Below are 25,141 nucleotides of genomic sequence, written 5' to 3'. Positions count from 1 at the left end.
CGCAGCGTGCTCAGGCGGCTGCGACGGGCCGGACGCCACGCCGGGCAAGTTCCAGAAACGTGCGCAAGACGGGCGAACGGTTCTGCTCCGAATACGCGACGGCGATGCCTGAACAAAGTCCGCGCGATTTCTCGGTGAAGGCGCGGAAAGTCACGCCCTTGCGCCTCACGTTTTTCAGCGACGCGGCGACCAGCGCGATGCCCTGTCCTTCCGCGATCAGCCCGAGCAGGATGTGATGATCTGCTGGCTCGGCGATCGTCGTCGGTTCGAAACCGACGCGCTTGAAGAACGCCTGACAGTAATCATAGAAACCCGGGTTCAGGCGGCGCTCGAACCAGAACAGCGGCTCGTCGCGCAGATCGTCGAAGTCGAGCCGGCGCTTCTTGGCGAGTCGATGTGCTGCGGGCAAGGCAATGACCAGCGGTTCCTCGAAGATCGTCTCCACGTTCAAGCCTTGAGCCTCGGTATGCAACCCAATGAAGGCCGCATCCATGACGCCTTTTCTGAGGTCCTGCACCAGACGGATCGAATGCTTTCCTTTGACGACGATCTTCCAGTCGGGAAAGTCCAGTTGCAGGGCGCCCGAGACATCGGGAATCGTACTTCGGTCGAATACGGTGGTGTAGCCGATGGAAAACTGTCCGCCCTGGGAACGGCGCGCGGCCTGCGCCGCCGCGACCGCCTTTTCCGCCTGAGCAAGCGTTCGTCTCGCTTCGGGCAGGAATGCGAGTCCCGCTTCCGTCAGCGAGACGCCGCGCTTGCTTCGCCGAAAGAGCGCCACGCCGAGCGAATCTTCCAACTGCTGAATCTGTCGGGTCAGCGGCGGTTGAGACATGTGCAGACGCTGCGCGGCGCGGCCGACATTCAGTTCTTCGCTGACCGCCAGAAAGTAACGGAACTGCCGCAGGTCGATGGACGTATTCATACCTAAAAAGTATCACGAAAATGGTATTGGCCGAGCTAGTCGGGCCGCCGTAAATTGTCCTTCAATTCAACAGGAGGAATTGAAATGGACAACGAGCGTTATGTACGGGGCTGGGCGAAACTCAAGGAAGTCGACGGACATGCCGGCGAGCAGGTCATTGCCAGCCTGAGCGATATCGCACCGGACTTTGCCCGGTTATTGATCGAGTTTCCCTTCGGCGATATCTACTCGAGACCGGGTCTCGATCTGAAGGCGAGGGAGCTTGCCGTCGTGGCGGCGCTCACCGCGCTCGGCAACGCGGCGCCGCAACTGAAGGTTCATATTACGGGCGCGCTGAACGTAGGCGTGTCGCGTGAGGAAATCGTCGAGGTCATCATGCAGATGGCGGTGTACGCGGGCTTTCCGGCGGCTCTCAACGGGCTCTTCGCCGCGAAGGAAGTGTTTGCGAAGCACGACACGCTTTCGTGCGAACCGACGTAGCGGGTTCGACCTCGTTGCGCCGGTTTTTCGATGGGGTGCCGAGCATCGGGGTGGGAGGGGCTGCGAATCCACTGGGTTCATCGCTCGCCCGCTCGCATCAGGCCGCCAGCATCTCCTTCGCATGCTTTCTCGTCGTCGCGGTGATCTCGATCCCGCCGAGCATCCGCGCGACTTCCTCGACGCGCTTCGCCTTGTCCAGCGCCGTCACCGTGCTGACGGTCCCGCCGTTCGAATCGCCTGCCTTCGCGACCTGAAAGTGCTGATCGCCGCGCGCCGCGACCTGCGGCAAATGCGTGACGCAAAGCACCTGACGATCGCGCCCGAGTTGATGCAGCAGCCGTCCCACGACCTCCGCGACACCGCCGCCGATTCCGGTATCGACCTCGTCGAAGATCAGCGTCGGCGTGGGACTGGCGGTGCTGGCGATCACGGCGAGCGCGAGGCTGATGCGCGCCAGTTCGCCGCCGGACGCCACCTTCGCGAGCGGCCGCAGCGCCACGCCCGCATGGCCCGCGACACGGAATTCGATCTGTTCGAGACCGTTCGCGCCGCCTTCGGCGAGCGGCACGAGCGCGACGTCGAAGCGGCCGCCCGCCATCGACAATTCCTGCATGCCGACCGTGACCGCCGCGCCGAGCGCCTTCGCGGCCTTCGCGCGCGCCTTCGACAGCACCTTGGCCTCGGCGAGATACGCGTCCTTCGCTTTCGACTCCGTGGCGCGCAACGCATCGAGGTCGGCGGCGGCATCGAGCTGCGCCAGTTGCTGGCGGCGCGCTTCGTGTTCCTCGGGCAGCGTTTCCGGCTGCAGGCGGAACTTGCGCGCGGTCGAGTGCAACTGGTCCATGCGCTTTTCGACCTGCGCGAGCCGGTCCGGGTCGAGTTCGAGCCGCTGCGCATAGTGCGAGAGCGAATACGACGCTTCCTGCAACTGGATCTCGGCCGGTTCCAGCGAAGCGAGCACGTCCGACAGCGCCGGATCGATGTCGGCGAGACCGCGCAGCTTCGAGACGATCGCGGCGAGTTGCGTGATCATCGCCGCGTCGGATTCGGATAGCGCGTCGAGCGCGCCCTGCACGCCGTCGATGAGACTCGCCGAATGCGACAGCCGGTGATGCTCCGCGCTCACGTCCTCCCATTCGCCGGGCTGCGGCGCGAGCTTGTCGAATTCGCTTAAGTGCCACGCGAGCCGTTCGCGCTCCAGTTGCAACTCGCGGTCGCGGCTCAGCGCGGCGTCGACTGCCTGCGCGGCCTCGCGCCACGCGCGATACGCGCGTGTCACGGAAGCGGTGGTCTCCGTGAGGCCCGCGTGGGTATCGAAGAGTTCGCGTTGCGCGTCGGGGCGCATCAGCAACTGGTGCGCGTGCTGCCCATGAATGTCGACGAGCATCTCGCCGACTTCGCGCAACTGCGTGAGCGTTGCCGGCGTACCGTTGATGAATGCACGCGAGCGGCCGTTCGAATCGACCACCCGGCGCAGCATCACGGTGTCCGACTCGTCCGCCACGAGCGCGTGCTCCTCGAGCCAGTGCGACACGCCCTCGTGCGTCGAGAATTCGGCGGTGATGTCGGCGCGCGCTTCGCCGGTGCGCACGACGCTCGCGTCGCCGCGCGCGCCGAGCGTGAGCGCGAGCGCGTCGATCAGAATGGATTTGCCGGCGCCGGTTTCACCCGAAAAAACCGTGAAACCGCTGTCGAATTCGAGGTCGAGCGCGGCGACGATCACGAAGTCGCGAATCGAGAGATGACGGAGCATGGATGAAGGCTTGGATGCTGTTTAAGAAGCGTCTTCCTGCGACGGATGCTCGTTCCAGTGCAGCTTCTTGCGCAGCGTCGCGAAATAGCTGTAGCCGACCGGATGCAGCACCGGCACCGTATGACGCGAGCGGCGCACTTCGATCGTGTCGTTCAGTTCGACGGCGGTGAACGACTGCATGTCGAAGTTCACGTTGACGTCGCGCCCGCCGATGATCTGGATATCGACCTTCGAGTCGTCGGGCAGCACGATCGGCCGGTTGGAGAGCGAATGCGGCGCGATCGGCACAAGCAGGAAGCCTTGCAACGAGGGATGCAGGATCGGTCCGGCGGCAGAAAGCGAGTAGGCGGTCGAGCCGGTCGGCGTTGCGACGATCAGGCCGTCGGAACGCTGGTCATACATGAAATGGCCGTCCACGGAGACGCGCAGCTCCGCCATGCCCGAAAAGCCGCTCCGGTTGACGACGACGTCGTTGAACGCGAGCGCGTGGTAGATCGGCTTGCCGTCGCGGACGATGCGCGCTTCGAGCAAGGTGCGCTCCTCGCGCTCGAAACAGCCGGCGAGCATCTGCGGAACGAGGTCGCGCATCTGCGCGAGGGAAATGTCGGTGATGAAACCGAGCCGCCCGTGATTCACGCCGATGAGCGGCGTCTTGTACGGCGCGAGTTGCCGGCCGAGACCGAGCATCGTGCCGTCGCCGCCGAGCACCACGGCGACATTCGCGCGCGCGCCGATTTCCGCCGTCGAAAGCGCGGGATAGCCGCTCACGCCGACTTCCTTGGCCGTCTGCGCCTCGAACACGACTTCGAAGCCCTGACTCGCGATCAACGAGGCGAGCGAAGCCAGCGGCTCTTCGATGCCGGGTGTATTGGTGCGCCCCACGAGCGCGACGGTCTTGAATTGGCCAATTTCCATGCCGGCATTACACCATAGGTGAAGGTCGAAAAGAACCGTGGGCGAACCCGGCTCTCAGCACGCGCGTGCTTGTCCGTCGTCCGGATTGTTTGTGGCTAGAATGGAGCACATCCTGAATTCGGGTGCGTCACGGCGAAGGGGCCAGCGCGCTCGCCGTACGATGACGCGTTGAGCTAAAATTTCCCCATGCTAGACCCACGTGCACAAACCCTCCTCAAGACGTTGATCGAGCGCTACATCGCCGAAGGTCAGCCGGTGGGGTCGCGCACGTTGTCGCGCTACTCCGGCCTTGAACTCAGCCCGGCCACGATCCGCAACGTCATGTCGGACCTCGAGGAGCTCGGGCTCGTCGCAAGCCCGCATACCTCGGCGGGGCGCATTCCGACGCCGCGCGGCTATCGCGTCTTCGTCGACACCATGCTCACGGTCGAGGCGCCGGAAGACGAGGCGATGACCACCGCCGTCAAGACGCGCCTGCAGGGCGAGGAGCCGCAGAAGATCGTCGCGGCGGCGGCGAGCGTGCTCTCGAATCTTTCGTCGTTCGCGGGCGTGATTCTCACCCCGCGGCGCAGCCACATGTTCAAGCAGATCGAGTTCATGCGGCTGTCGGACAAGCGCATCCTGCTCATCATCGTGACGCCGGAAGGCGACGTCCAGAATCGCATCATGGCGACACAGCGCGATTATTCGCCGTCGCAACTGACCGAGGCGTCGAATTACATCAACGCGCACTTCGCCGGTCTCTCCTTCGACGAAGTACGCCGCCGACTTCGCGAGGAAATCGACCAGTTGCGCGGCGACATGACCACGCTGATGCACGCAGCGGTGGCCGCCAGCACGGATGAAACCGATCCCGGCGACACGCTCCTGATTTCCGGCGAACGCAACCTGCTGGAAGTGGCGGACCTTTCGTCCGACATGGCGCGGCTGCGCAAACTTTTCGATGTATTCGACCAAAAGACAAGTCTCCTGCAATTGCTCGACGTATCGAGCCACGCGCAAGGCGTGCAGATTTTTATCGGCGGCGAGTCGAATCTCGTGCCGATCGAGGAAATGAGCGTGGTGACCGCGCCGTACGAAGTGAACGGCAAGATCGTCGGCACGCTCGGGGTGATCGGGCCGACGCGCATGGCCTACAACCGCGTGATCCCGATCGTCGACATCACCGCGCGGTTGCTCTCCATGTCGCTCAGCCAGCAGTGACGGCGCGTTGCCCACGTTGATCTTGCCCCGCCGCCGCGCCGGCCGCCACTAGGCCGTTCGGCCGATGCTGCGTCGCGAGCCGCGCCGCTATAATGGCCTTCACTTCACGACGTCGCTCATCCGGCCGCTTCCTTCATGCGTTTCGATCTTGAGTTGCCTTCGCAGCACGCCGCCTCGCATCGGGTCGCGGTGCTGCTGATCAATCTCGGCACGCCTGATGCGCCCACGCCGCGCGCCGTGCGCAAGTACCTCGCGCAGTTCCTGTCCGATCCGCGCGTCGTCGAGATTCCGCAAATCGTGTGGCAACTGATTTTGCGGCTCGCGATCCTGCCGTTCCGTTCGCGCGCGTCGGCGAAGAAGTATGCGCAGGTGTGGCTGCCGGAGGGCTCCCCGCTGCGGGTGTACACGGAGCGGCAGGTCGAGCAGTTGCGGCGCCTGTTCGCGGCGAACGACTACCAGGTGATCGTCGATTACGCGATGCGCTATGGCACGCCGGGCATTCCCGCGATGCTCAATCAGCTCAAGCTGGAAGGCGCCGAGCGCGTGTTGCTCGTGCCGATGTACCCGCAATATTCGTCTTCGACGACCGCGACCGCCTTCGACGACGCCTTCAACGCGCTCAAACGCGTTCGCAACCAGCCTGAAATCCGCACGATCCGCCAGTACGCCGACCATCCGGCCTATATCGGCGCGCTCGCCGAGCAAGTGCGCGATTACTGGCGTCATCACGGACATCCCGACTTCGCCGCCGGCGACAAGCTCGTGCTGAGTTTTCACGGCGTCCCGAAGCGCACAATGGATCTCGGCGATCCCTATCACGACCAGTGCCAGCGGACGGGCTCGCTGCTCGCGGCGGCGCTCGGGCTTACGCCGGTCGAATGCCGCGTGACGTTCCAGTCGCGCTTCGGCCGGGCGGAATGGCTGCAGCCGTACACGGCGCCGACACTCGCCGAACTGGGCGCGGGCGGCGTGAAGCGCGTGGACGTGTTTTGCCCGGGTTTCACGGCCGATTGCCTGGAGACGATCGAGGAAATCGGCATCGAGGTGCGCGATGAATTCCTGCGAGCGGGCGGCAAGGCGTTTCACCGCATTCCGTGCCTGAACGCGTCGCCGGCGTGGATCAAGGCGCTCGGCGAGATCGTCGCGCAACATCTGCAGGGCTGGCCGGTGCAGACGGTGCAGCCGTTGAGCGCGGTCGCCTGACCGAACCCGAACTCTCATGAACCACACGATTTCGACTGAACCCGGTGCGCGTCTTCGTATCGACAAATGGCTTTGGGCGGCACGCTTCTTCAAGACGCGCTCGCTTGCAAGCGACGCCGTCGAGAAAGGCCGCGTGAGGATAGGCGGGGCGAACGTGAAGCCGTCGAAGGACGTGCGCGTCGGCGACCTCGTGGAGATCGACATCGAACGGATCGTCTGGCAAGTGGAAGTGCTGGGAATCTGCGACGTGCGCGGACCGGCCACGGTCGCGCAGACGCTCTACGCCGAAACGCAGGAAGGCCGCGAGAAGCGGTTGGCGGAAACCGAGCGGCGCAAGACGTATCGCGAGCCGGCGGCCGAGCTTCAGGGCCGGCCGACCAAGCGCGATCGCCGGATCATCGACAAATTTTCAGGTCCGGATTGAAATATTGCTCGACAGTGGCATGAATGCCGCCGTATTCCGTATTGCGCGCCGTGACGGCGCCGGACATGCAGATGGTCGTGGTTCCCGCAACCAGTACCAGGGCGACCACCGCAATAGCAAAGGTCAGTTTCATGGTACCCCCGGTGAGCGGGCGAAACGGGCAAGGGCTTGAGCGGTTTGAAATGCTTCCGTAGGATTAGGGTTAACCTGTGCCGACGAGAGCCTAATCGAAGTGTAGGCGACCGGCGCCACGGGCTCAATCTGAATCTGCAGGAGGCCCTCAATTGCTTGTTACCGGGTGTTTCGGCCGCACCCGAAACGTCGAAAAATCACGCGGCGGCTCTTGAAAATGCCCGCACGAGCCCTAGATGAGTCGCTGGTGCGGGAACGCATTGGTGTCCGCGTTTCCCTAGTTGTATTTTTGCAACGCGGGTTGGCCGCTTCTGTTGGCGTTCATCCCGCGGTTCGCATCCGAATCAACCCTCAGCAAGACATTCAGCGACATGGAAAACACGCAAGAGAATCCAGCGAGCCAGAACCCCACGCCCGCCGACGACACAGCGCGCCAGTCCGCCGACGCAACCGGCGCCAACAACGCCCAGCCGTCACCGGCCGCGGAAGCGGCGCCGGAAGCCGCTCAGGCGAACGAAACCGAGGCGCAACTCGCCGAAGCGCAGGTGAAGGTCGCCGCGCTCCAGGAAGAGTTCCTGCGCGCCAAGGCCGAAACGGAGAATGTTCGCCGCCGGGCTCAGGAAGACGTGTCGAAGGCGCACAAGTTCGCCATCGAAAATTTCGCGGAAAACCTGCTGCCGGTGCTCGATAGTCTCGAAGCCGCCCTCGCGGATTCGTCGACCGATATCGCCAAGGTGCGCGAAGGCGTCGAACTGACGCTGCGCCAGTTGACCGGCGCGCTCGAAAAGGGCCGTGTGATCGCGTTGAACCCGGTCGGCGAGAAATTCGACCCGCATCGCCACCAGGCCATTTCGATGGTTCCGGCGGAACAGGAAGCCAACACGATCGTGAACGTGCTGCAAAAGGGCTATGTGATCGCCGATCGCGTGCTGCGCCCGGCGCTCGTCACCGTCGCTGCGCCGAAATAGCGCAGCGGCGAACGTCGGGGCCAACGCTACCGCGTTTCCGGTGTTCGGCATGCGCAAGTCGCCTCCGGATATTTCGATGCGGCGAGTCCGGTCTATGGACGGCGAGCTGACGATCGTTTTGTTCGGGGCGTGGACTGAAGCTACCGGGGCAAGCGCCTCGGCTGGACGACCGGCTGGCACGGTCTCGGGCAGTTCGAAGCGGCTGTGGCAGCCGCGCGCGAGAACATGCGCGCGCTCGACTAAAAAGTCGTGAGCCGGCGCGGCGAAAAGGTTCAAAAAAAGAAAGACTGCATCGAATTCAGGGTCTTGAAAACGGTGCGAGCGCACTTATCTTGCGAACAGGTATGAATTTTAGGGCGTCGGCCCAATGAATCTGCGGTAAAAACCGCGGTTCGAACGACCGGCCCCGCTGCGATCAAAGTTCTGGAGATTACAAAAATGGGCAAAATCATCGGTATCGACCTCGGCACGACCAACTCGTGCGTGGCGATCATGGAAGGCAATCAGGTTCGCGTCATCGAGAACTCGGAAGGCGCGCGCACTACACCGTCGATCATCGCGTATGTCGACGAGAACGAGATTCTGGTCGGCGCGCCGGCGAAGCGTCAGTCGGTCACCAACCCGCGCAACACGCTGTACGCGGTAAAGCGCCTGATCGGCCGCCGTTTCGAAGAAAAGGAAGTGCAGAAGGACATCGCGCTGATGCCTTACCAGATCGTCAAGGCCGACAACGGCGACGCCTGGGTGGAAGCGCACGGCCAGAAGCTCGCGCCGCCGCAGATTTCGGCAGAAGTGCTGCGCAAGATGAAGAAGACCGCTGAAGACTATCTCGGCGAGCCGGTCACGGAAGCCGTGATCACGGTTCCCGCGTACTTCAACGACAGCCAGCGTCAGGCCACCAAGGACGCCGGCCGCATCGCGGGCCTGGAAGTCAAGCGCATCATCAACGAGCCGACGGCGGCTGCGCTCGCGTTCGGTCTCGACAAGGCCGAAAAGGGCGACCGCAAGATCGCGGTGTATGACCTGGGCGGCGGCACGTTCGACGTCTCGATCATCGAAATCGCGGACGTGGACGGCGAAAAGCAGTTCGAAGTGCTCTCGACCAACGGCGACACGTTCCTCGGCGGCGAAGACTTCGACCAGCGCATCATCGATTACATCATCGGCGAGTTCAAGAAGGAGCAGGGCGTCGATCTGTCGAAGGACGTCCTCGCGCTGCAACGCCTGAAGGAAGCGGCGGAAAAGGCGAAGATCGAACTCTCGTCGACCGCGCAGACCGACATCAACCTGCCGTACATTACGGCGGACGCGTCGGGTCCGAAGCACTTGAACCTGAAATTTACGCGTGCGAAGCTCGAAGCGCTCGTCGAAGAACTGATCGAGCGCACGATCGAACCGTGCCGCATCGCGATCAAGGATGCGGGCGTGAAGGTCGGCGACATCGACGACGTGATTCTCGTCGGCGGCATGACGCGCATGCCGAAGGTGCAGGAAAAGGTGAAGGAGTTCTTCGGCAAGGACCCGCGCCGTGACGTGAACCCGGACGAAGCCGTCGCCGTTGGCGCCGCGATTCAGGGTCAGGTTCTGTCGGGCGACCGCAAGGACGTGTTGCTGCTTGACGTGACGCCTCTGTCGCTCGGCATCGAAACGCTCGGCGGCGTGATGACGAAGATGATCAACAAGAACACGACGATCCCGACGAAGCACGCGCAAGTGTATTCGACGGCCGACGACAACCAGGGCGCCGTGACGATCAAGGTGTTCCAGGGCGAGCGCGAAATGGCGGCGGGCAACAAGCTGCTGGGCGAGTTCAACCTGGAAGGCATCCCGCCGGCACCGCGCGGCACGCCGCAGATCGAAGTGACCTTCGACATCGACGCGAACGGCATCCTGCATGTCGGCGCGAAGGACAAGGCGACGGGCAAGGAAAACAAGATCACCATCAAGGCGAACTCGGGCCTGTCGGATGCCGAGATCGACAAGATGGTGAAGGACGCCGAAGCCAACGCCGAGGAAGATCACAAGCTTCGCGAACTGGCCGACTCGCGCAATCAGGGCGACGCGCTCGTTCACAGCACGAAGAAGGCGGTTGCCGAGTACGGCGAGAAGCTGGATGCGTCCGAGAAGGAAAAGATCGAAGCCGCGTTGAAGGATCTCGAAGACGCGCTGAAGAGCGGATCGAGCGACAAGGCTGCGATCGACGCGAAGATCGAGGCGCTGTCCACCGCATCGCAAAAGCTCGGCGAGAAGATGTACGCCGACATGCAGGCGGCGCAGGGCGCGGCAGGTGCTGCGGCCGGCGCGGCGGGCGCGGAAGCGGGCGCATCGTCGGCGGGCGCGAGCCAGCAGCACGACGACGTGGTCGACGCGGATTTCAAGGAAGTGAAGAAGGACTAATCCGATTGACCGCGACGAGCGATTCATCGCCACGGACGGAGCCGGTTTCGCGCGCATCGCATGATGCACGAAGCCGGCCGATCGAGACGAAGCAGGTTTGAAGACGCGCCTGGCGAGCCAAATGGCTTTCCGGGCACGTTGTTTTTTTAGAGGGCGCCGCCTTCATCGACGAAATGCGTCGACGAGGAACGCGCGGCGTCGAAGTTACACACGAGTCGCAAGACTCGAGCATCCGAGAGGGAGCCGGCGCGCGTCGCGTGCGGCGGCATCGAACCGATATGGCGAAACGGGATTACTACGAGGTTCTGGGCGTCGCGAAGAATGCGAGCGACGACGAGATCAAGAAGGCGTATCGCAAGCTTGCGATGAAGTACCACCCCGACCGCAATCCGGACAACAAGAATGCGGAGGACCATTTCAAGGAGGGCAAGGAAGCCTATGAAATGCTGTCGGATTCGCAAAAGCGTGCGGCTTACGATCAGTACGGTCATGCGGGCGTCGATCCGAACATGGCGGGCGCGGGCGCGCAAGGTTTCGGCGGCTTCGCCGATGCGTTCGGCGACATCTTCGGCGACATCTTCGGCCAGCAGGCCGGCGGCGGTGGCGCGCGCGGGCGCGCAGGTCCGCAGGTTTATCGCGGCGCCGATCTGCGCTACAGCATGGAAATCACGCTCGAACAGGCCGCGCACGGCTACGACACGCAGATTCGCGTGCCGAGCTGGGTGAACTGTACGGTCTGCAAGGGCTCGGGCGCGAAGCCCGGCACCAAGCCGGAAACCTGCCCGACCTGTCACGGCAACGGTACCGTGCGCATGTCGCAGGGCTTTTTCAGCATCCAGCAGACGTGTCCGAAGTGCCACGGCACCGGCAGCTATATTCCAGATCCGTGCGCGCACTGCCACGGCGCGGGCAAGGTGAAGGAAACCAAGACGCTGGAAGTGAAAATCCCGGCAGGCATCGACGACGGCATGCGCATCCGCTCCGCCGGCAACGGTGAGCCGGGCATCAACGGCGGACCAAGCGGTGACTTGTACGTCGAGATTCACATCAAGCAGCATTCGGTGTTCGAGCGCGACGGCGACGACCTCCATTGCCAGATGCCGATCCAGTTCACGACGGCGGCGATCGGCGGCGAGATCGAAGTGCCGACGCTCGCGGGCCGCGCCAGCTTTACGGTGCCGGAAGGCACGCAGTCGGGCAAGACGTTCCGTCTGCGTGGCAAGGGCATCAAGGGTTTGCGCTCCAGCATCGCGGGCGATTTGTACGTGCATGTGCAGGTCGAAACGCCGGTCAAGCTCACCGATCAGCAGCGCGATCTGCTCAAGCAGTTCGAGAAGTCGCTGGTCGAGGGCGGCTCGCGGCATAGTCCGCAGAGCAAGAGTTGGTTCGATCGTGTGAAGAGCTTTTTCGATTGATGCTTCATTGATCCGGGCGATGCAATGACGTCCGATTCGTTGGCGTCCGACTCATTGACGTCAAGCTCATTGACGTCAAACCCAAGCAGCGTGGTCTTCGCGCTGCTCGACGATTGCGAGTCGACCGCCGACAGACGGTCGACTCGTCTCTACACCGGCTTCGCGCACGAGCGGTCCGCAACGGACGGCGCCGCGCTCGATGCCCTGTGCGCGGAGGTCGAAGCCGACGTGCGCGACGGTCTGCATGCGGTTCTCGTCGCGGACTACGAATTCGGCCGCAATCTGCAGTTGTCTGAAAAAGCGCAGTCCGGCAATGCCGCGCTGCGCTTTTTGTTGTTCCGCGATTGTGTATTTCTCTCGCGCGACGAAGCCGATGCGTGGCTCGCCTCGCAGGACAACGGCGCGCCGGTGCCGTCGGCGGCGGGTGTCGCGGGCATCGAGGCGAGCGTCACGCGCGATGCGTTCGATCGGGCGATCGCCGCCGTGCACGACGCCTTGCGCGCCGGCGATTCGTATCAGGTCAATTACACGTACCGCCTCGCGTTCGATGTGTTCGGCACGCCGCTCGCGCTCTATCGGCGGCTGCGGGCGAGGCAGCCGGTGCGCTATGGCGCGCTGATCGCTTTGCCGAACGGCGATGCCGTGATCTCGTGTTCGCCCGAACTCTTCGTCGAGAGCCAGGGCAACGTGCTGCGTGCGCGACCAATGAAAGGCACCGCGCCGCGCGAAACCGATCCCCAACTTCTCCACGACGATCCGAAAAATCGCGCCGAAAACGTAATGATCGTCGATCTGCTGCGCAACGACATGTCGCGCGTCGCGGCCACCGGTTCGGTGCATGTGCCGGCGCTGTTCTCGGTCGAACCGTATGCGTCGGTCTGGCAGATGACATCGACCATCGAGGCGCGCGTGCGCGCGGGCGTCGCCTTCGCCGACATTTTCCGCGCGCTCTTTCCGTGCGGCTCCATCACCGGCGCGCCAAAGTACCGGACGATGCAACTGATCGACGAAATCGAGAACACGCCGCGCGGCTTGTACACGGGCGCGATCGGCTGGCTCGATCATGGCGGCGACTTCTGTCTTTCGGTCGCGATCCGAACGCTGCTCACAGGCGACGGGCGCGGGACGATGGGCATCGGCGCGGGCATTGTCCTCGACAGCGTCGCCGACGACGAATACGCCGAGTGCCGCTTGAAAGCGTCGTTTCTGACGGGCGCAGATCCGGGCTTCGAACTCTTCGAGACGACGTACGCGACGCGCGGCGAGGGCGTGCGGTATCTCGAACGTCATCTCGCGCGGCTTGCGCATAGCGCGCGGTATCTGGATTTTGCGCTGGAGCCGCAGAGGCTGCGCAGGCTCATCAACGCGCGTTGCGAATCGTTCGACGAGGGCGCGCCGTATCGTCTGCGAATCGCGCTCGGCAAGGACGGCACGATCACGCTGACGAGCGCGTTGCTCGCGCCGCTGGGCGCCGATACGGTCGATGTGCTGCTTGCACCGGAGCACGGCTTCGGGCCGCAAGCGTCAACCGATCCGCTGTTGCGCCACAAGACCACGCGTCGCGCGGACTACGATCGCGCCTGGAAGGAGGCGGAAGCGCAGGGCGCCTTCGACATGGTCTTCTTCAACGAGCGCGATGAAGTGACCGAAGGCGGACGCTCGACGGTGTTCGTCAAGCTGGAAGGCCGCTGGTACACGCCACCGATCGACGCCGGTGTCTTGCCGGGCGTGATGCGCGCCGTGCTGCTGGAGGAGTTGGACGCGGCCGAACGCACGATCACGCGCGACGAGCTGGAAGGCGCCGAAGCGCTGATGTTGAGCAATGCGCTGCGCGGCGCGGTAAAGGCGCGACTCCGGATCGCGAAGTAGATCAGACGGCGTCTGCGCCTAGAACGTATGCTCCGGTCCGGGGAAGCTGCCGTCCTTCACGGCGCGCACGTAGGCTTCGACGGCCGTGAAGATCGACGGCTGTCCGTTCATGAAATCCTTCACGAAGCGCGGCCGCTTGCCGGGGAAAATCCCGAGCATGTCGTGCAGCACCAGCACCTGTCCCGAACAGTCGATGCCCGCCCCGATGCCGATCGTCGGGATCGTGACCTGCTCCGTCACTTCGCGTGCGAGCAGCGTTGGCACCGCTTCGATCACGAGCAGTTGCGCGCCCGCTTCCTGAAGCGCGAGCGCGTCGCGGCGCATCTGGGCCGCGGCCGCGTCGGTCTTGCCCTGCACCTTGAAGCCGCCGAACGCATGCACCGACTGCGGCGTGAGCCCGACATGCCCGCACACCGGAATCGCGCGTTCGACGAGAAAGCGCACCGTATCGGCGAGCCATTCGCCGCCTTCGATTTTCACCATCTGCGCGCCGGCGCGCATCAGTTGCACCGCGTTCGCGTAGGCCTCCTCGCGCGAGCCGATGGTGCCGAACGGCATGTCCGCGACGATCAGCGCGCTCTTGTTGCCGCGCGCGACCGACGCCGTGTGATACGCGATGTCCGCGAGCGTGACGGGGAGCGTCGTGCTGTGACCTTGCAGAACGTTGCCGAGCGAATCGCCGATCAGCATCACTTCGACGCCCGCACGGTCGAGCAGCGCGGAAAAGCTCGCGTCGTAGCACGTCAGCATCACGATTCTTTCACCCGCGTCGCGCATCGCCTGAAGCTTGGGGACGGTGATCGCGTTGCGCGCGGTTTCCTGCAAGTACGCCATGATCTTTCCAGAGAAGGGTGAATCGTCTTGAAGCCTCGGGCCGTCAGACCGACATGCCCTTGACGAAGAATTCCTTGCGGCCACGCATCGACTCGATGCGTTCGGCGAAGAGGGCAAGGTCCGCGTGCGAATCGAGCGGATTCAGGTGCTCGGCATTTACGGTGAGCAGCGGCGTCGCGTCGTAGTGATAGAAGAAGTCGTTGTACGCGTCACAGAGCGCGCGCAGATACGCGTCCGAGATCTGCAACTCCGAGGGCACCGCGCGCTTCTGAATGCGCGCGAACAGCACTTCGGGGCTCGCCTGCAAATACACGACGAGATCCGGCGCGGGCGCGCTCGCATCGATGCGCGAGGCGATGTCGCGATACAGCTGGAGCTCGTCGTCGGGCAGCGTGAGGCGCGCGAAGAGTTCGCTCTTCTGCGTGATGAAGTCGGCGATGAGCGGCGCGTGGCCGGACAGCGCGTCGGCGACTTCGCGCGTCTGCTGAAGCCGCTGCAACGCGAAGCTCAGTTGCGTTTGCAGCGCATAGCGCGTCGTGTCGCGATGGAAGCGTTCGAGAAACGGATTGTCCTGCGGGCGCTCGAAGAGCGTGCGCATGGACCAGCGCTCGGCGAGCAGCGTCGCGAGCGTCGTCTTGCCGACGCCGATCGGACCTTCGATCGCGATGTAACGATGCGGCGGGCGCGTTTGCGGCGCGGTGACGGTCAGGGGCGGAGCGGCGCTCATCGGCAGTCGGGCTTGTTGGATGCGGTGGAGGATGCGGTCTTGTCGACATCTGGCGTGCCGAGCAAGGGACACTGGCACGTCGCGACCTTCTCGATGCGCTGATCGGCGACGACGGCGAGGAACGCGTCGGCGCGGCCGCGCAGCGGGATGATGCATTCGCCGTCGAGTTCGAGGAGCGGCACGAGCACGAACGCGCGCTCGGCGAGACGCGGATGCGGCACGATCAGGTCGGCTTCGTCGATGCTGGAGTCGCCGTAGAGCAGGATGTCGAGGTCGAGCGTGCGCGGCGCATTGCGATACGGCCGCTCGCGCCCGAACTGCTCTTCGACGGTATGGCAGAGCCTGAGCAACTGCCGCGCGGGCAACGACGTTTCGAGCTTCACGACGCAATTGAAATAGTCGTCGCCACCGGCGTCGATGGGCGCGGTGCGATAGAGGCTCGATTTCGCGAGCACGGTGATCGTGCGTTGCTGAGCAAGACACACGACTGCGTCTTTCAGGGTCTGGCGCGCGTCGCCGAGATTCGCGCCGAGACCCAGATAAGCTACCGTCATGGCATAAGTCCTACGACTGTCGTTGCGCGGCCAGCGTGACGGCCGACGCTCCGGTTGCGTCAATCGTCGTGGCCGTCGTTGCGTGCTTGGTTGCGTACTTCGTTGCGTACTTCGTTGTGTCCTTCGCGCGTGTCGCCATCGTCACGATGCTCGCCGCCTTCACGTTCCGCGGCGCTCGCGCCACTGTCCGCCGTCTCGCCCGTCCTGCGGCTCTTCGCGTTGCTGCTGCGGCGGCGCCGTTTCTTCGGCGCGCGGTCCTTGCCGCCTTGCGAGAGCAGTGCTTCGCGCGCGGCGGCATCGCCGTCGATGAAATCCGTCCACCACTGTCCGATTTCCAGATCGAGCTCGCCGGATTCGCATCGCAGCAAGAGGAAATCATAACCCGCTCTAAACCTTTGGTGTTCCAGCAGCTTCAGCGCGCTTCTGCCCGAGCGTTTTTCGAGCCGATGCTGCAGGCCCCAGATCTCGCGCATGTCCGACGAGAAACGTTTGTGGATCGCGAGTTTCTCCGTCTGCATGTCGAGCACGTCGTCCATCGCGCGATGCAGCGCGGGCACCGGGTACTCGCCCGCGTTCGAGTATTGCTGCCAGCGCGTCTGCATGTCGTGCCACAGGAGCGTGGCGAACAGAAAGCCCGGCGACACCGGCTTGCCGGCGCGCACGCGCTCGTCGGTATTGGTGAGCGCGAGCGTCACGAACTTCTCGCCGTGCGGCTGTTCCAGCACGACGTCGAGAAGCGGCAGCACGCCGTGATGCAGGCCTTCCGCGCGCAGACGCGTGAGGCATGCGAGCGCGTGGCCGGACAGCAGCAGCTTGAGCATCTCGTCGAAGAGACGCGCGGCCGGCACGTTGTTCATCAGGTCCGCGAGTTCCTTGATCGGGGCGCGCGTTGCGTCTTCGATCTCGAAGCCGAGCTTGGCCGCGAAACGCACGACGCGCAGCATGCGCACCGGGTCTTCGCGATAACGCGTGGCCGGATCGCCGATCATGCGCAACAGGCGCGCGCGAATGTCGGCCATGCCGTCGTGATAATCCAGCACGGTTTGCGTCGCCGGATCGTAGTACATCGCGTTGATCGTGAAATCGCGGCGCGTGGCGTCTTCGTGCTGCTCGCCCCAGACGTTGTCGCGCAGCACGCGGCCGCTCGCATCGACCGCGTGCGTGCGCGCATCCAGCTCGCCGCGCTTCAGACGACGCGGCGGCTCGGCGGGCGGCGCGTCGGCGGGAACATCGACGAGCGCGCGAAAGGTCGATGTCTCGATGATGTCCTGCCCGAACTGCACATGGACGATCTGAAACCGCCGCCCGATGATGCGCGCGCGTCGAAAGAGCTTTTGCACCTGATCGGGCGTGGCGTCGGTGGCGACGTCGAAATCCTTCGGCGCGACGCCGAGCAGCAGATCGCGCACCGCGCCGCCGACGATGAACGCGCGGTGGCCGGCTTCCTGCAAAGCGTCGGTCACACGGATGGCGTTCTTCGAGATGAGCGTTGGATCGATGCCGTGGATGTCCGACGAGAGGATGACCGGCACGTTCGGATCGCGCTTCGGGACCGGTGCGTCGGCGGGTTTCTTGCGCGTGCTCTTGCGGGCCGGCGCCCGGGCGGATGAATCGGCCGGCGAGACCGCCGACGATGCTGCGTCGGCCGATGCGCCATCGTTGGATGCGGCGCTATCCTGGCCGAACAGCTTGCGGATGAGTTTTTTGATCACTGTGAATTGAAGAGGTCCAGGATGCGCCAGCCGCGGGTTTCGGCGTGGGCGCGGAGCAGGTCGTCGGGGTTGGTCGCGATCGGGTCGGTGACTTGCTCGAGCAGCGGAATGTCGTTGTGCGAGTCGCTGTAGAAGTAGCTGTGCTTGAAGTCCGTGAGTTTCTTGCCCATTGATTCGAGCCACGCCTCGACGCGCACGATCTTGCCTTCGCGGTAGCTCGGCGTGCCCTTCGGACGGCCGGTGAACGCGCCGTGCGGATGGTCGTCGACGGTTTCGGCTTCGCACGCGATCAGCGCCTCGATGCCGAATGCCTCGGCGATCGGCGCGGTGATGAACGCGTTGGTCGCGGTGACGAGGCAGCAGAGGTCGCCGTTGTCCTGGTGCTCGCGCACGAGCGTGACGGCGGCCGGGACGATGCGCGGATTGATGACTTCGCGCATGAACTGCGCGTGCCAGTCGGCGAGTTGCTCGCGGGAATGCTTCGAGAGCGGCGCGAGCGCCGAGTGCAGGTACGCGTCGATGTCGAGCACGCCCGCCTTGTAGTCCGCGTAGAACGCGTCGTTCTGGCGCGCGAACTTTTCCGCATCGACGATGCCGAGCTTCACCATGAAGCGACCCCATTCGTGGTCGCTGTCGGTCGGGATGAGCGTGTGATCGAGATCAAAGAGGGCGAGGTTCATGGGAGCGCATTTTACTTGAAGCGGGTTGAAGCCGTTTCCGGCGGCGCCGAGACGGAATCGAGGCTCAGCGGATCGCCGAGCAGGTCGGTCGTCGCGGGGTCCGGCGCGGGCGGCGGATCTGCGGGCGCTTCGTCGTTGTCGCTCGCGCGGGCGCTCTTCGTCATGTTGCGCAGGAGCGTCAGCGTGACCGCGCGCTTCTGTTCGAGCGAAAAGCGGTCGAGTTCGTCGAGGAGCGCCATCAGGCTCGGCATGTCGCGGCGAAAATGCGTCAGCAGATAGGCGGGCAGGTCGTCCGCGAGTGCGATGCCGCGCTCGCGCGCCGCGTGCTTCAGCACCGACGCCTTGCCTTCGTCCGTGAGCGCGGCGAGATGGAACACGAGTCCCCAGCCGAGCCGCGTGCGCAGGTCTTCGCGCACTTCGAGGCCCATCGGCGGCGCGCTGCCGGTGGCGACGAGCGCGCTCGTCGGATGCGCGCGCACTTCGTTGAAGAGGTTGAAGAGCGCGATCTGCTGCGCGCCGGACAGGCCGTCGGAGTCGTCGATGGCATAAAGCGTCACGCGCGGATCGAAGACGTACGCGGTCAGCGCGCTTTGCGGGCTCAGAAAACGCGCGCGGCCGGTTGCTTCATGGACGAGCGCCTTCAGCAGATGGCTGCGGCCGCTGCCCGGCTCGCCCCAGATGTAGAAAGTGCGGTCCGCGACCGGGCCGGCCGCGAGCGCGCCTTCCAGCTCGCGCAGGCGCGTCACGAGTTCGTGGTTGCTCGCGGCGAAGAAATTGTCGAAGGTGGCAGGCGGCGGCGTGCCGAGATCGAGCGTCAGTTGGCGTTGCACGGGCAGTCGGTTCCGTCGGGGCGTATCTTGAAATGCAGGGTGCGGGTCGTGCCGCGGTACGGTTCGCGCCGGGCGCCCAAGCGTTTCGCGCGTTTTCCCCATCCTGGAAACGATTCGGACGTGATTCGGGACGAGGCGCGGCGAAACGCGTGAATTCCAGCCGCAGGGCTGTCATCGGGTAAAATCGCATTTTACCGACCTTCTCGCTCATCCCCCATGAATCAGCCGAAAACCGCCCCCGACGCCCAAGGTTTGTCCTATCGCGACGCGGGCGTGGACATCGATGCCGGCGACGCGCTCGTCGACCGGATCAAGCCGTTTGCCAAGAAAACGATGCGCGACGGCGTGTTGGGCGGCATCGGCGGATTCGGCGCGCTGTTCGAAGTGCCGAAGCGCTACAAGGAGCCGGTGCTGGTGTCGGGCACGGACGGCGTCGGCACCAAGCTGCGCCTTGCGTTCCAGCTGAACAAGCATGACACGGTCGGGCAGGATCTCGTCGCGATGAGCGTGAACGACATTCTCGTGCAGGGCGCGGAGCCGCTCTTCTTCCTCGACTACTTCGCGTGCGGCAAGCTCGACGTCGACACGGCGACGACCGTCGTCAAGGGCATCGCGCAAGGGTGCGAATACGCGGGCTGCGCGCTGATCGGCGGCGAAACGGCGGAAATGCCGGGCATGTACCCCGACGGCGAGTACGATCTCGCGGGCTTCGCGGTCGGCGCGGTGGAAAAGAGCAAGATCATCGACGGCAGCACGATCAAGCCGGGCGACGTCGTGCTCGGGCTGGCATCGAGCGGCATCCATTCGAACGGCTATTCGCTCGTGCGCAAGGTCATCGAGCGCGCGCAGCCGGACCTCGCCGCCGACTTCGACGGCCGGTCGCTCGCCGATGCGCTGATGGCGCCGACGCGCATCTACGTGAAGCCGCTCCTCTCGCTGATGCAGAGCGTGACGGTGAAGGGCATGGCGCATATCACGGGCGGCGGGCTGGTCGAAAACATTCCGCGCGTGCTGCGCGAAGGGCTGACCGCCGAACTCGATCATCGCGCGTGGCCGCTGCCGCCGCTTTTCGCGTGGCTGCAGAAGCACGGCGGCGTCGCGGACGCGGAAATGCATCGCGTGTTCAATTGCGGGATCGGGATGGCGGTGGTCGTCGCCGCCGAGGACGCGGAAGCGGCGACCGGTTTGCTGTCGGCTGCCGGCGAGCAAGTCTGGACGATCGGCACCGTGCGTGAAAGCCGCGAAGGCGAGGCGCAGACCGTCGTGGTCTAAGTTTCACGCACCGCCGTTCATGAAACCGCTCCCCAGGGAGCGGTTTTTTATTGGCTCACGCGTTCGATCGCCTGGACGGCTTGCGCGGTGGCATCGTCCGCGCAGCAGTCGATCACGATCCGCTCCGGCATCGCGCGCAGCCACGTCAGCTGGCGCTTGCAGAGCTGGCGCGTCGCGAAGATACCCTTGTCGCGCATCGTGTCGCGGTCGGTCGCGCCGTCGAGATATTCCCACGCCTGCCGATAGCCGACGCAGCGCATCGAAGGCATCGCGAGATTCAGGTCGCCGCGCGCGCGCAGGCGCTTCACTTCGTCGATGAAACCGTGCGCCAGCATCGCGTCGAAACGTGCGGCGATGCGCGCGTGCAGCACGCTGCGCTCCGACGGTTCCAGCGCGATCGGCACGAAGCGCCAGCGCGCCGGCTCCTGCTCGCGGCGCGGCGCGGCGAGCAGCGCCGACATCGGCTGCCCGGTCAGCATGAACACTTCGAGCGCGCGCTGGACGCGCTGCGAATCGTTCGGCGCGAGCCGCGCAGCCGTCTCGGGATCGACCGCGGCAAGCCGCGCATGGAGCGCGGGCCAGCCGTCGCGCGCGGCGTCGGCATCGAGCGCGGCGCGAACTTTCGGGTCCGCCGCGGGCAGGTCGTTCAGGCCCTGCGTCAGCGCCTTGTAGTACAGCATCGTCCCGCCGACCAGAAGCGGCACGTTTCCGCGCGCCTCGATCTCGCCGACGAGGCGCAGTGCGTCGGCGCGAAACTCGGCGGCGGAATAAGTCTCGGCGGGATCGATGATGTCGATCAGATGATGCGGCGCCGCCGCGCGTTCGTCGGCGCTCGGTTTCGCGGTGCCGATGTCCATCTCGCGGTAGACGAGCGCCGAATCGACGCTCACGATTTCCACCGGCCGCCGCGCCGCGAACGCGAGGGCGGCGGCGGTCTTGCCCGACGCCGTCGGGCCGAGCAGACACGCGATCTGCTTCGTCGGCGAATCGCTCATTGTCCGCGCATGAAGAGGCGGTCGAGGTCGCCGAGCGTCAGTTGGAACCACGTGGGCCGGCCGTGATTGCACTGGTCGGCGCGTTCGGTGGCTTCCATCTGACGCAGGAGCGCGTTCATTTCGTCGAGCGTGAGGCGCCGGTTCGCGCGGACCGCGTGATGGCAGGCGAGCGTGCCGAGCAGTTCGTGCTGGCGCTCGGTCAACACGCGCGAGCCGCCGTAGGCCTGCAGATCCGCGAGCACGGCGCGCGCGAGCGATTGCAGATCGGCGTCCTTGAGCAGCGCGGGCACGGCGCGGATCGCGATCGACGTCGGCGAGAGCACGGCCAGGTCGAAGCCGAGCGCATCGAGTGTCGCGCGCTCCTCCTCGACGACGCCAATGTCCACCGGTTCCGCCGTGATGGCAACGGGGATCAGAAGCGGCTGCACGGCGATCGTCCGATTCGCGAGGGCGTTCTTGAACTGCTCGTAGAGGATGCGCTCGTGGGCCGCGTGCATATCGACGATCACGAGCCCTTGCGCGTTCTGCGCGAGCACGTAGATGCCGTGAATCTGGCCGAGGGCGAAGCCGAGCGGCTGCTCGGCTTCGTCGTGACCGTAGCGTGCCGCGGGCGCGCTGTCGGACGCCCACTGCGCCGGGGCGGGCGACGCGTCCTTGCGGCCGAAGAGGGCGTCGTAGAGCGCGAGCGGCTGCGCGACGGGCAGCGTGCCCTGCGTCATCCGCGACTGGCGCAGCCAGGTCGTGCCGTTTTCGCTTTTCGCGCTTTCTTGCGCCGCATTCGCGCCCAGCACGCCCGCGCCCGCGAGCGGCCGCGCGCTGAACGAAGCCGGACCGCTCGGCTGCAATTGCGCGGCGTGCGCGCCCGAAGTCGTTTCCAGCGACGCTCCCGCGTGCCGCGCCAGCGCGCGTTGAACGGCGTGAAACACGAACTGGTGGATCGAGCGCGAATCGCGGAAACGCAGTTCGATCTTCGACGGATGCACGTTCACGTCGACGGATTCCGGCGGCAGGTCGAGGAACAGCACGTACGACGGATAGCGATTGCCATGCAGCACGTCTTCGTAGGCGGCGCGCACGGCGTGCGTCAGCAGCTTGTCGCGGACAAAGCGGCCATTGACGAAGAAATACTGCTGGTCGGCGCGGCCACGGCTCGCGGTCGGCAGACCGGCGCAGCCGTAGACCGCGAGCGGCCCGGCGCGCTCGTCGAGTGGCAGGTGGGCCGTATCGAACACTTCGCCGAGGATCTTCGCGACGCGCGCCTGCGGATCGCTCGCGTTCCAGTGCTCGACGGCCTTACCGTTGTGCATCACCGAAATCGCGACGTCGGGCCGCGCGAGCGCGACCCGACGGATCATTTCGAGGCAATGGCCGAGCTCGGTCTGCTCGCTTTTCAGGAACTTTCTGCGCGCGGGCGTGTTGAAGTAGAGTTCGCGCACTTCCATCGTCGTGCCGACGGTGCCCGCCGCCGGCGAGAGCGCGCCCGTCTGCGCGTCGATGCGCGTCGCGTGCGCGCAGTCGCTCGTGCGGCTCGTGATGAACAGCTCGGCCACCGACGCGATCGACGCCAGCGCTTCGCCGCGAAAGCCGAGCGTCGCGACGGCTTCGAGTTCCGCGAGCGAGCGGATCTTGCTCGTCGCGTGGCGCAGGAGCGCGAGCGGCAACTGATCGGACGGCATGCCGCAGCCGTCGTCGGCGATCACGATGCGTTTCACGCCGCCTTCGTCGAGCGTGATGCGCAAGGTCGTGGCGCCGGCGTCGAGCGCGTTCTCCAGCAGTTCCTTGACGACGGACGCGGGGCGTTCGACCACTTCGCCCGCCGCGATCTGGCTGATCAGCTGGTCGGGAAGCGGCTGGATCGCGCGCAGGCGGCGCGCGCCGTCGACGGGCGCGGCGGCGGGGGTATCGGTGAGATCGGGCATGGCGAAATTATAGCGATCGCGTGCGAAGCGCACTCGCCAGTCGGCTTCGACCGCCACGGTATCGGCTCCGTGCCGCCAAATGCAGGCGCGCTAAGTCTCCGGCTGTCGACTTTCGGTATCATGACGCGACCGCTTTTCGAGCGCCTTCGATGCCCGTCCCGCACGGCCGAGCGCGCTGTCTCAATCATTTCAAGGAACGCTTTTGGACACACTGCTGCAATTTCTGGGGCTCATTCTCCACATCGACAAGTCGCTCGGCTTCTTCATCCAGCACTACGGCGGCTGGGTGTATGCGGTGCTCTTTTTGATCGTGTTCTGTGAAACCGGGCTGGTCGTGTTTCCGTTCCTGCCGGGCGATTCGCTGCTTTTCATCGGCGGCGCGTTTGCCGCGACCGGCTCGATGCATCTCGGCGTGCTGATCGTGCTGCTGCTGGTGGCGGCCATCGGCGGCAACACGGTGAATTACTGGATCGGGCGCGCGGTCGGACCGAAAGTGTTCCATTCGAACATTCCGGTTCTCGAACGTTTTCTCGACCGCGCCGCGCTGCAGAAGACCCATAATTTCTACGATAAGCACGGCGGCAAGACCATCGTCATCGCGCGTTTCGTGCCGGTGGTGCGCACGTTCGCGCCGTTCGTCGCGGGCGCGTCGGCAATGGATGCCACGCGTTTTCAGGTGTTCAACGTGCTGGGCGCGCTGATCTGGGTGCTGTTGCTGGTGCTGCTTGGCTACTTCTTCGGCAATATTCCGTTCATCCGGCAATATCTGAACGTGATCGTGCTCGTGGGGATCGGCGCGGCGGTCATTCCCGTCGCGCTCGGCGCGCTGTGGAAGATGACACGGCGCAAGTCGTCGAAGGTCTGAGCGGCGTTCGCCGGCGTCGAAACGGACGAGGCCGCCTTGCGGGCGGCCTCGTCGTTTTTGCGGATCGCGCGGTGTTTAGCCGCGCTTGAAAAGCCGCAAGACGAACAGCAGCACGACTGCGCCGATCACTGCCGTGATGAGCGAGCCAAGAAGGCCGCCGCCGAACGAAATGCCGATCACGCCCGAAAGCCAGCCGCCGATCACCGCGCCGACGATGCCGACGAGAATGTCGACCAAAAGGCCGAAGCCGCCGCCCTTGACGAGCAGGCCCGCGAGCCAGCCCGCCACCGCGCCGATGATCAGCGCCCAAACGAGTCCGTGTTGCATGAATTCCATGCGTCAATCTCCATAAAGTGAAAATGCAGAATGCACCCGCATCGAGCGCGGTGAATGTAGCCGATGCGCGTGTCCCGTGGAGGCCCGGAAATGTCAAGCATTGTCAGAACATCGATCGCGCCGCCATTCGGCCAGGTAGCCGATAAAATGCCGCGTGCGCCAGCCGGTTATTCGGACATACGCAGATGCGAGCACGCGATTCCGTGTGATAACGTCAAACGTTAGAACGCCAAAGTTTCGGGGCCTTTTCGACGCAGTGACGGCGCCCGATGTGGTGAATTTGGCGTCTGGAATCGTGAACCATCGTTAAATGTTTTATGCTCGCGGGGATGTGTCAGGCGTGAAGTGGAAAGTCGAATCGAAGGTGGCAGGCAGCAGTGAAACGAATGGGTGGCGTCGGGCTCGCATGGCGGTCGTGGCGCTCGGGCTGGCGGCGATGTTGTCCGGATGCGGCATCTTCGGTTGCGGCGGCGCGGCGTCGAATGGCGGCTTTTTCGGCGGCTGCGGCGCCGGAATGCGGTTCTGAGCGGCGCGATGGTCGTCGGGACGTCGATAAAACAAACAGGCAGGGTTCGGAAGTATGGCGGTGATGCGTTCAGGATTATTCAGATTGACGGCGTGGGCCGTCGTTTGCGGGGCGGGGCTCGCGGGGTGTTCGTCGGCGCTCGTGCCGGCGCCGGTCGTCGAACGGTCGACGGGCGGTGATGCGTCCACGGCGGTTCAGTCTCCCGCC

At 64.8% G+C, this 25,141-nt stretch carries 23 protein-coding genes and 1 pseudogene; 11 read left to right on the top strand and 13 right to left on the bottom strand.

Annotation, left to right across the window (positions count from 1 at the left end; all coding sequences use genetic code 11):
- Positions 1–10: 10 nt before the first annotated feature.
- A complete protein-coding gene (locus AWB66_RS26415; RefSeq protein ID WP_087633034.1) occupies positions 11–925 on the bottom strand; it encodes a LysR family transcriptional regulator in 915 nt (304 codons plus the stop codon).
- Between the two features lie 84 nt (positions 926–1,009).
- On the opposite strand from AWB66_RS26415, the gene AWB66_RS26410 reads away from it, so the two are divergent.
- Positions 1,010–1,405 carry a carboxymuconolactone decarboxylase family protein gene (locus AWB66_RS26410; protein ID WP_087633033.1) on the top strand — a complete coding sequence of 132 codons (396 nt, stop codon included), beginning with the start codon at positions 1,010–1,012 and terminating at the stop codon, positions 1,403–1,405.
- A 97-nt stretch (positions 1,406–1,502) separates the two neighbouring features.
- On the opposite strand, the gene recN is transcribed toward AWB66_RS26410, so the two are convergent.
- Entirely contained in the window at positions 1,503–3,158 is a 1,656-nt protein-coding gene (gene recN, locus AWB66_RS26405; protein ID WP_087633032.1) for a DNA repair protein RecN, read from the bottom strand.
- A 21-nt stretch (positions 3,159–3,179) separates the two neighbouring features.
- Positions 3,180–4,073, bottom strand: a complete 894-nt coding sequence (locus AWB66_RS26400) for an NAD kinase (RefSeq protein ID WP_087633031.1) — start codon at positions 4,071–4,073, stop codon at positions 3,180–3,182.
- Positions 4,074–4,259: 186 nt separating this feature from the next.
- On the opposite strand from AWB66_RS26400, the gene hrcA reads away from it, so the two are divergent.
- The 3 genes from hrcA to AWB66_RS26385 all read left to right on the top strand — a co-directional run bounded on the left by hrcA (position 4,260) and on the right by AWB66_RS26385 (position 6,903).
- Positions 4,260–5,276 carry a heat-inducible transcriptional repressor HrcA gene (gene hrcA / locus AWB66_RS26395; protein ID WP_062632727.1) on the top strand — a complete coding sequence of 339 codons (1,017 nt, stop codon included), beginning with the start codon at positions 4,260–4,262 and terminating at the stop codon, positions 5,274–5,276.
- 135 nt (positions 5,277–5,411) lie between these two features.
- On the top strand, positions 5,412–6,479 hold the full coding sequence (gene hemH / locus AWB66_RS26390; protein ID WP_087633030.1) for a ferrochelatase: 1,068 nt from the start codon (positions 5,412–5,414) through the stop codon (positions 6,477–6,479).
- Positions 6,480–6,495: 16 nt separating this feature from the next.
- Complete coding sequence (locus AWB66_RS26385; RefSeq protein ID WP_087633029.1) at positions 6,496–6,903, top strand: RNA-binding S4 domain-containing protein; 408 nt, start codon at positions 6,496–6,498, stop codon at positions 6,901–6,903.
- Here AWB66_RS26385 and AWB66_RS34090 read toward each other — a convergent pair.
- Positions 6,875–7,036: a hypothetical protein gene (locus AWB66_RS34090; protein WP_167306342.1), complete on the bottom strand. Its 162-nt coding sequence runs from the start codon at positions 7,034–7,036 to the stop codon at positions 6,875–6,877. The two genes, AWB66_RS26385 and AWB66_RS34090, sit on opposite strands and share 29 nt — an antisense overlap.
- Positions 7,037–7,406: 370 nt before the next feature.
- On the opposite strand from AWB66_RS34090, the gene grpE reads away from it, so the two are divergent.
- The 5 genes and pseudogenes from grpE to pabB all read left to right on the top strand — a co-directional run bounded on the left by grpE (position 7,407) and on the right by pabB (position 13,684).
- Complete coding sequence (gene grpE, locus AWB66_RS26380; protein ID WP_087633070.1) at positions 7,407–8,003, top strand: nucleotide exchange factor GrpE; 597 nt, start codon at positions 7,407–7,409, stop codon at positions 8,001–8,003.
- Positions 8,004–8,144: 141 nt separating this feature from the next.
- Positions 8,145–8,246: pseudogene (locus AWB66_RS34525) on the top strand (thioredoxin family protein); the annotation flags it as partial.
- A 195-nt stretch (positions 8,247–8,441) separates the two neighbouring features.
- Positions 8,442–10,400 (top strand): molecular chaperone DnaK, encoded by a 1,959-nt coding sequence (gene dnaK / locus AWB66_RS26370; protein WP_087633028.1) that lies wholly within the window; start codon positions 8,442–8,444, stop codon positions 10,398–10,400.
- 278 nt (positions 10,401–10,678) lie between these two features.
- Entirely contained in the window at positions 10,679–11,815 is a 1,137-nt protein-coding gene (gene dnaJ, locus AWB66_RS26365) for a molecular chaperone DnaJ (RefSeq protein ID WP_087633027.1), read from the top strand.
- A gap of 69 nt (positions 11,816–11,884) precedes the next feature.
- Positions 11,885–13,684, top strand: a complete 1,800-nt coding sequence (gene pabB, locus AWB66_RS26360) for an aminodeoxychorismate synthase component I (protein WP_235021244.1) — start codon at positions 11,885–11,887, stop codon at positions 13,682–13,684.
- Between the two features lie 18 nt (positions 13,685–13,702).
- Here pabB and panB read toward each other — a convergent pair whose 3' ends face one another.
- From panB to hda, 6 genes are read right to left on the bottom strand one after another with little or no spacing between them, the layout of a single operon-like run.
- A complete protein-coding gene (gene panB, locus AWB66_RS26355; RefSeq protein WP_087633025.1) occupies positions 13,703–14,518 on the bottom strand; it encodes a 3-methyl-2-oxobutanoate hydroxymethyltransferase in 816 nt (271 codons plus the stop codon).
- Between the two features lie 43 nt (positions 14,519–14,561).
- Positions 14,562–15,245, bottom strand: coding sequence for a deoxynucleoside kinase (locus AWB66_RS26350; protein ID WP_087633024.1), 684 nt, complete (start codon positions 15,243–15,245; stop codon positions 14,562–14,564).
- Entirely contained in the window at positions 15,242–15,799 is a 558-nt protein-coding gene (folK, locus tag AWB66_RS26345) for a 2-amino-4-hydroxy-6-hydroxymethyldihydropteridine diphosphokinase (RefSeq protein WP_087633023.1), read from the bottom strand. The genes AWB66_RS26350 and folK overlap by 4 nt, the downstream gene beginning before the upstream one ends.
- Positions 15,800–15,858: 59 nt before the next feature.
- Positions 15,859–17,511, bottom strand: a complete 1,653-nt coding sequence (gene pcnB / locus AWB66_RS26340) for a polynucleotide adenylyltransferase PcnB (RefSeq protein ID WP_235021243.1) — start codon at positions 17,509–17,511, stop codon at positions 15,859–15,861.
- Positions 17,508–18,191 carry a histidinol-phosphatase gene (locus tag AWB66_RS26335; protein ID WP_087633022.1) on the bottom strand — a complete coding sequence of 228 codons (684 nt, stop codon included), beginning with the start codon at positions 18,189–18,191 and terminating at the stop codon, positions 17,508–17,510. Before AWB66_RS26335 ends, pcnB begins: the two co-directional genes overlap by 4 nt.
- Positions 18,192–18,202: 11 nt before the next feature.
- Positions 18,203–19,027 (bottom strand): DnaA regulatory inactivator Hda, encoded by an 825-nt coding sequence (gene hda / locus AWB66_RS26330; protein WP_200819069.1) that lies wholly within the window; start codon positions 19,025–19,027, stop codon positions 18,203–18,205.
- Positions 19,028–19,237: 210 nt separating this feature from the next.
- Here hda and purM point away from each other — a divergent pair, with 210 nt between their 5' ends.
- Complete coding sequence (purM, locus tag AWB66_RS26325) at positions 19,238–20,293, top strand: phosphoribosylformylglycinamidine cyclo-ligase (RefSeq protein WP_087633020.1); 1,056 nt, start codon at positions 19,238–19,240, stop codon at positions 20,291–20,293.
- A gap of 47 nt (positions 20,294–20,340) precedes the next feature.
- Here purM and miaA read toward each other — a convergent pair whose 3' ends face one another.
- Together miaA and mutL are read right to left on the bottom strand one after the other, a co-directional pair.
- Positions 20,341–21,288 carry a tRNA (adenosine(37)-N6)-dimethylallyltransferase MiaA gene (gene miaA, locus AWB66_RS26320; RefSeq protein ID WP_087633019.1) on the bottom strand — a complete coding sequence of 316 codons (948 nt, stop codon included), beginning with the start codon at positions 21,286–21,288 and terminating at the stop codon, positions 20,341–20,343.
- On the bottom strand, positions 21,285–23,207 hold the full coding sequence (mutL, locus tag AWB66_RS26315; protein ID WP_087633069.1) for a DNA mismatch repair endonuclease MutL: 1,923 nt from the start codon (positions 23,205–23,207) through the stop codon (positions 21,285–21,287). Before mutL ends, miaA begins: the two co-directional genes overlap by 4 nt.
- Positions 23,208–23,409: 202 nt before the next feature.
- Between mutL and AWB66_RS26310 the strand changes: the two genes are divergently transcribed.
- A complete protein-coding gene (locus AWB66_RS26310; RefSeq protein WP_087633018.1) occupies positions 23,410–24,072 on the top strand; it encodes a VTT domain-containing protein in 663 nt (220 codons plus the stop codon).
- A gap of 75 nt (positions 24,073–24,147) precedes the next feature.
- Here the strand turns inward: AWB66_RS26310 and AWB66_RS26305 are convergent, their stop codons facing one another.
- Entirely contained in the window at positions 24,148–24,399 is a 252-nt protein-coding gene (locus AWB66_RS26305) for a GlsB/YeaQ/YmgE family stress response membrane protein (RefSeq protein WP_087633068.1), read from the bottom strand.
- Positions 24,400–25,141: the final 742 nt, after the last annotated feature.

Source organism: Caballeronia telluris (assembly GCF_001544495.1).
Lineage (GTDB): Bacteria > Pseudomonadota > Gammaproteobacteria > Burkholderiales > Burkholderiaceae > Caballeronia > Caballeronia telluris.
Note: the sequence above shows the minus strand (reverse complement) of the source record. Positions and strands in the feature narration are given on the sequence as shown.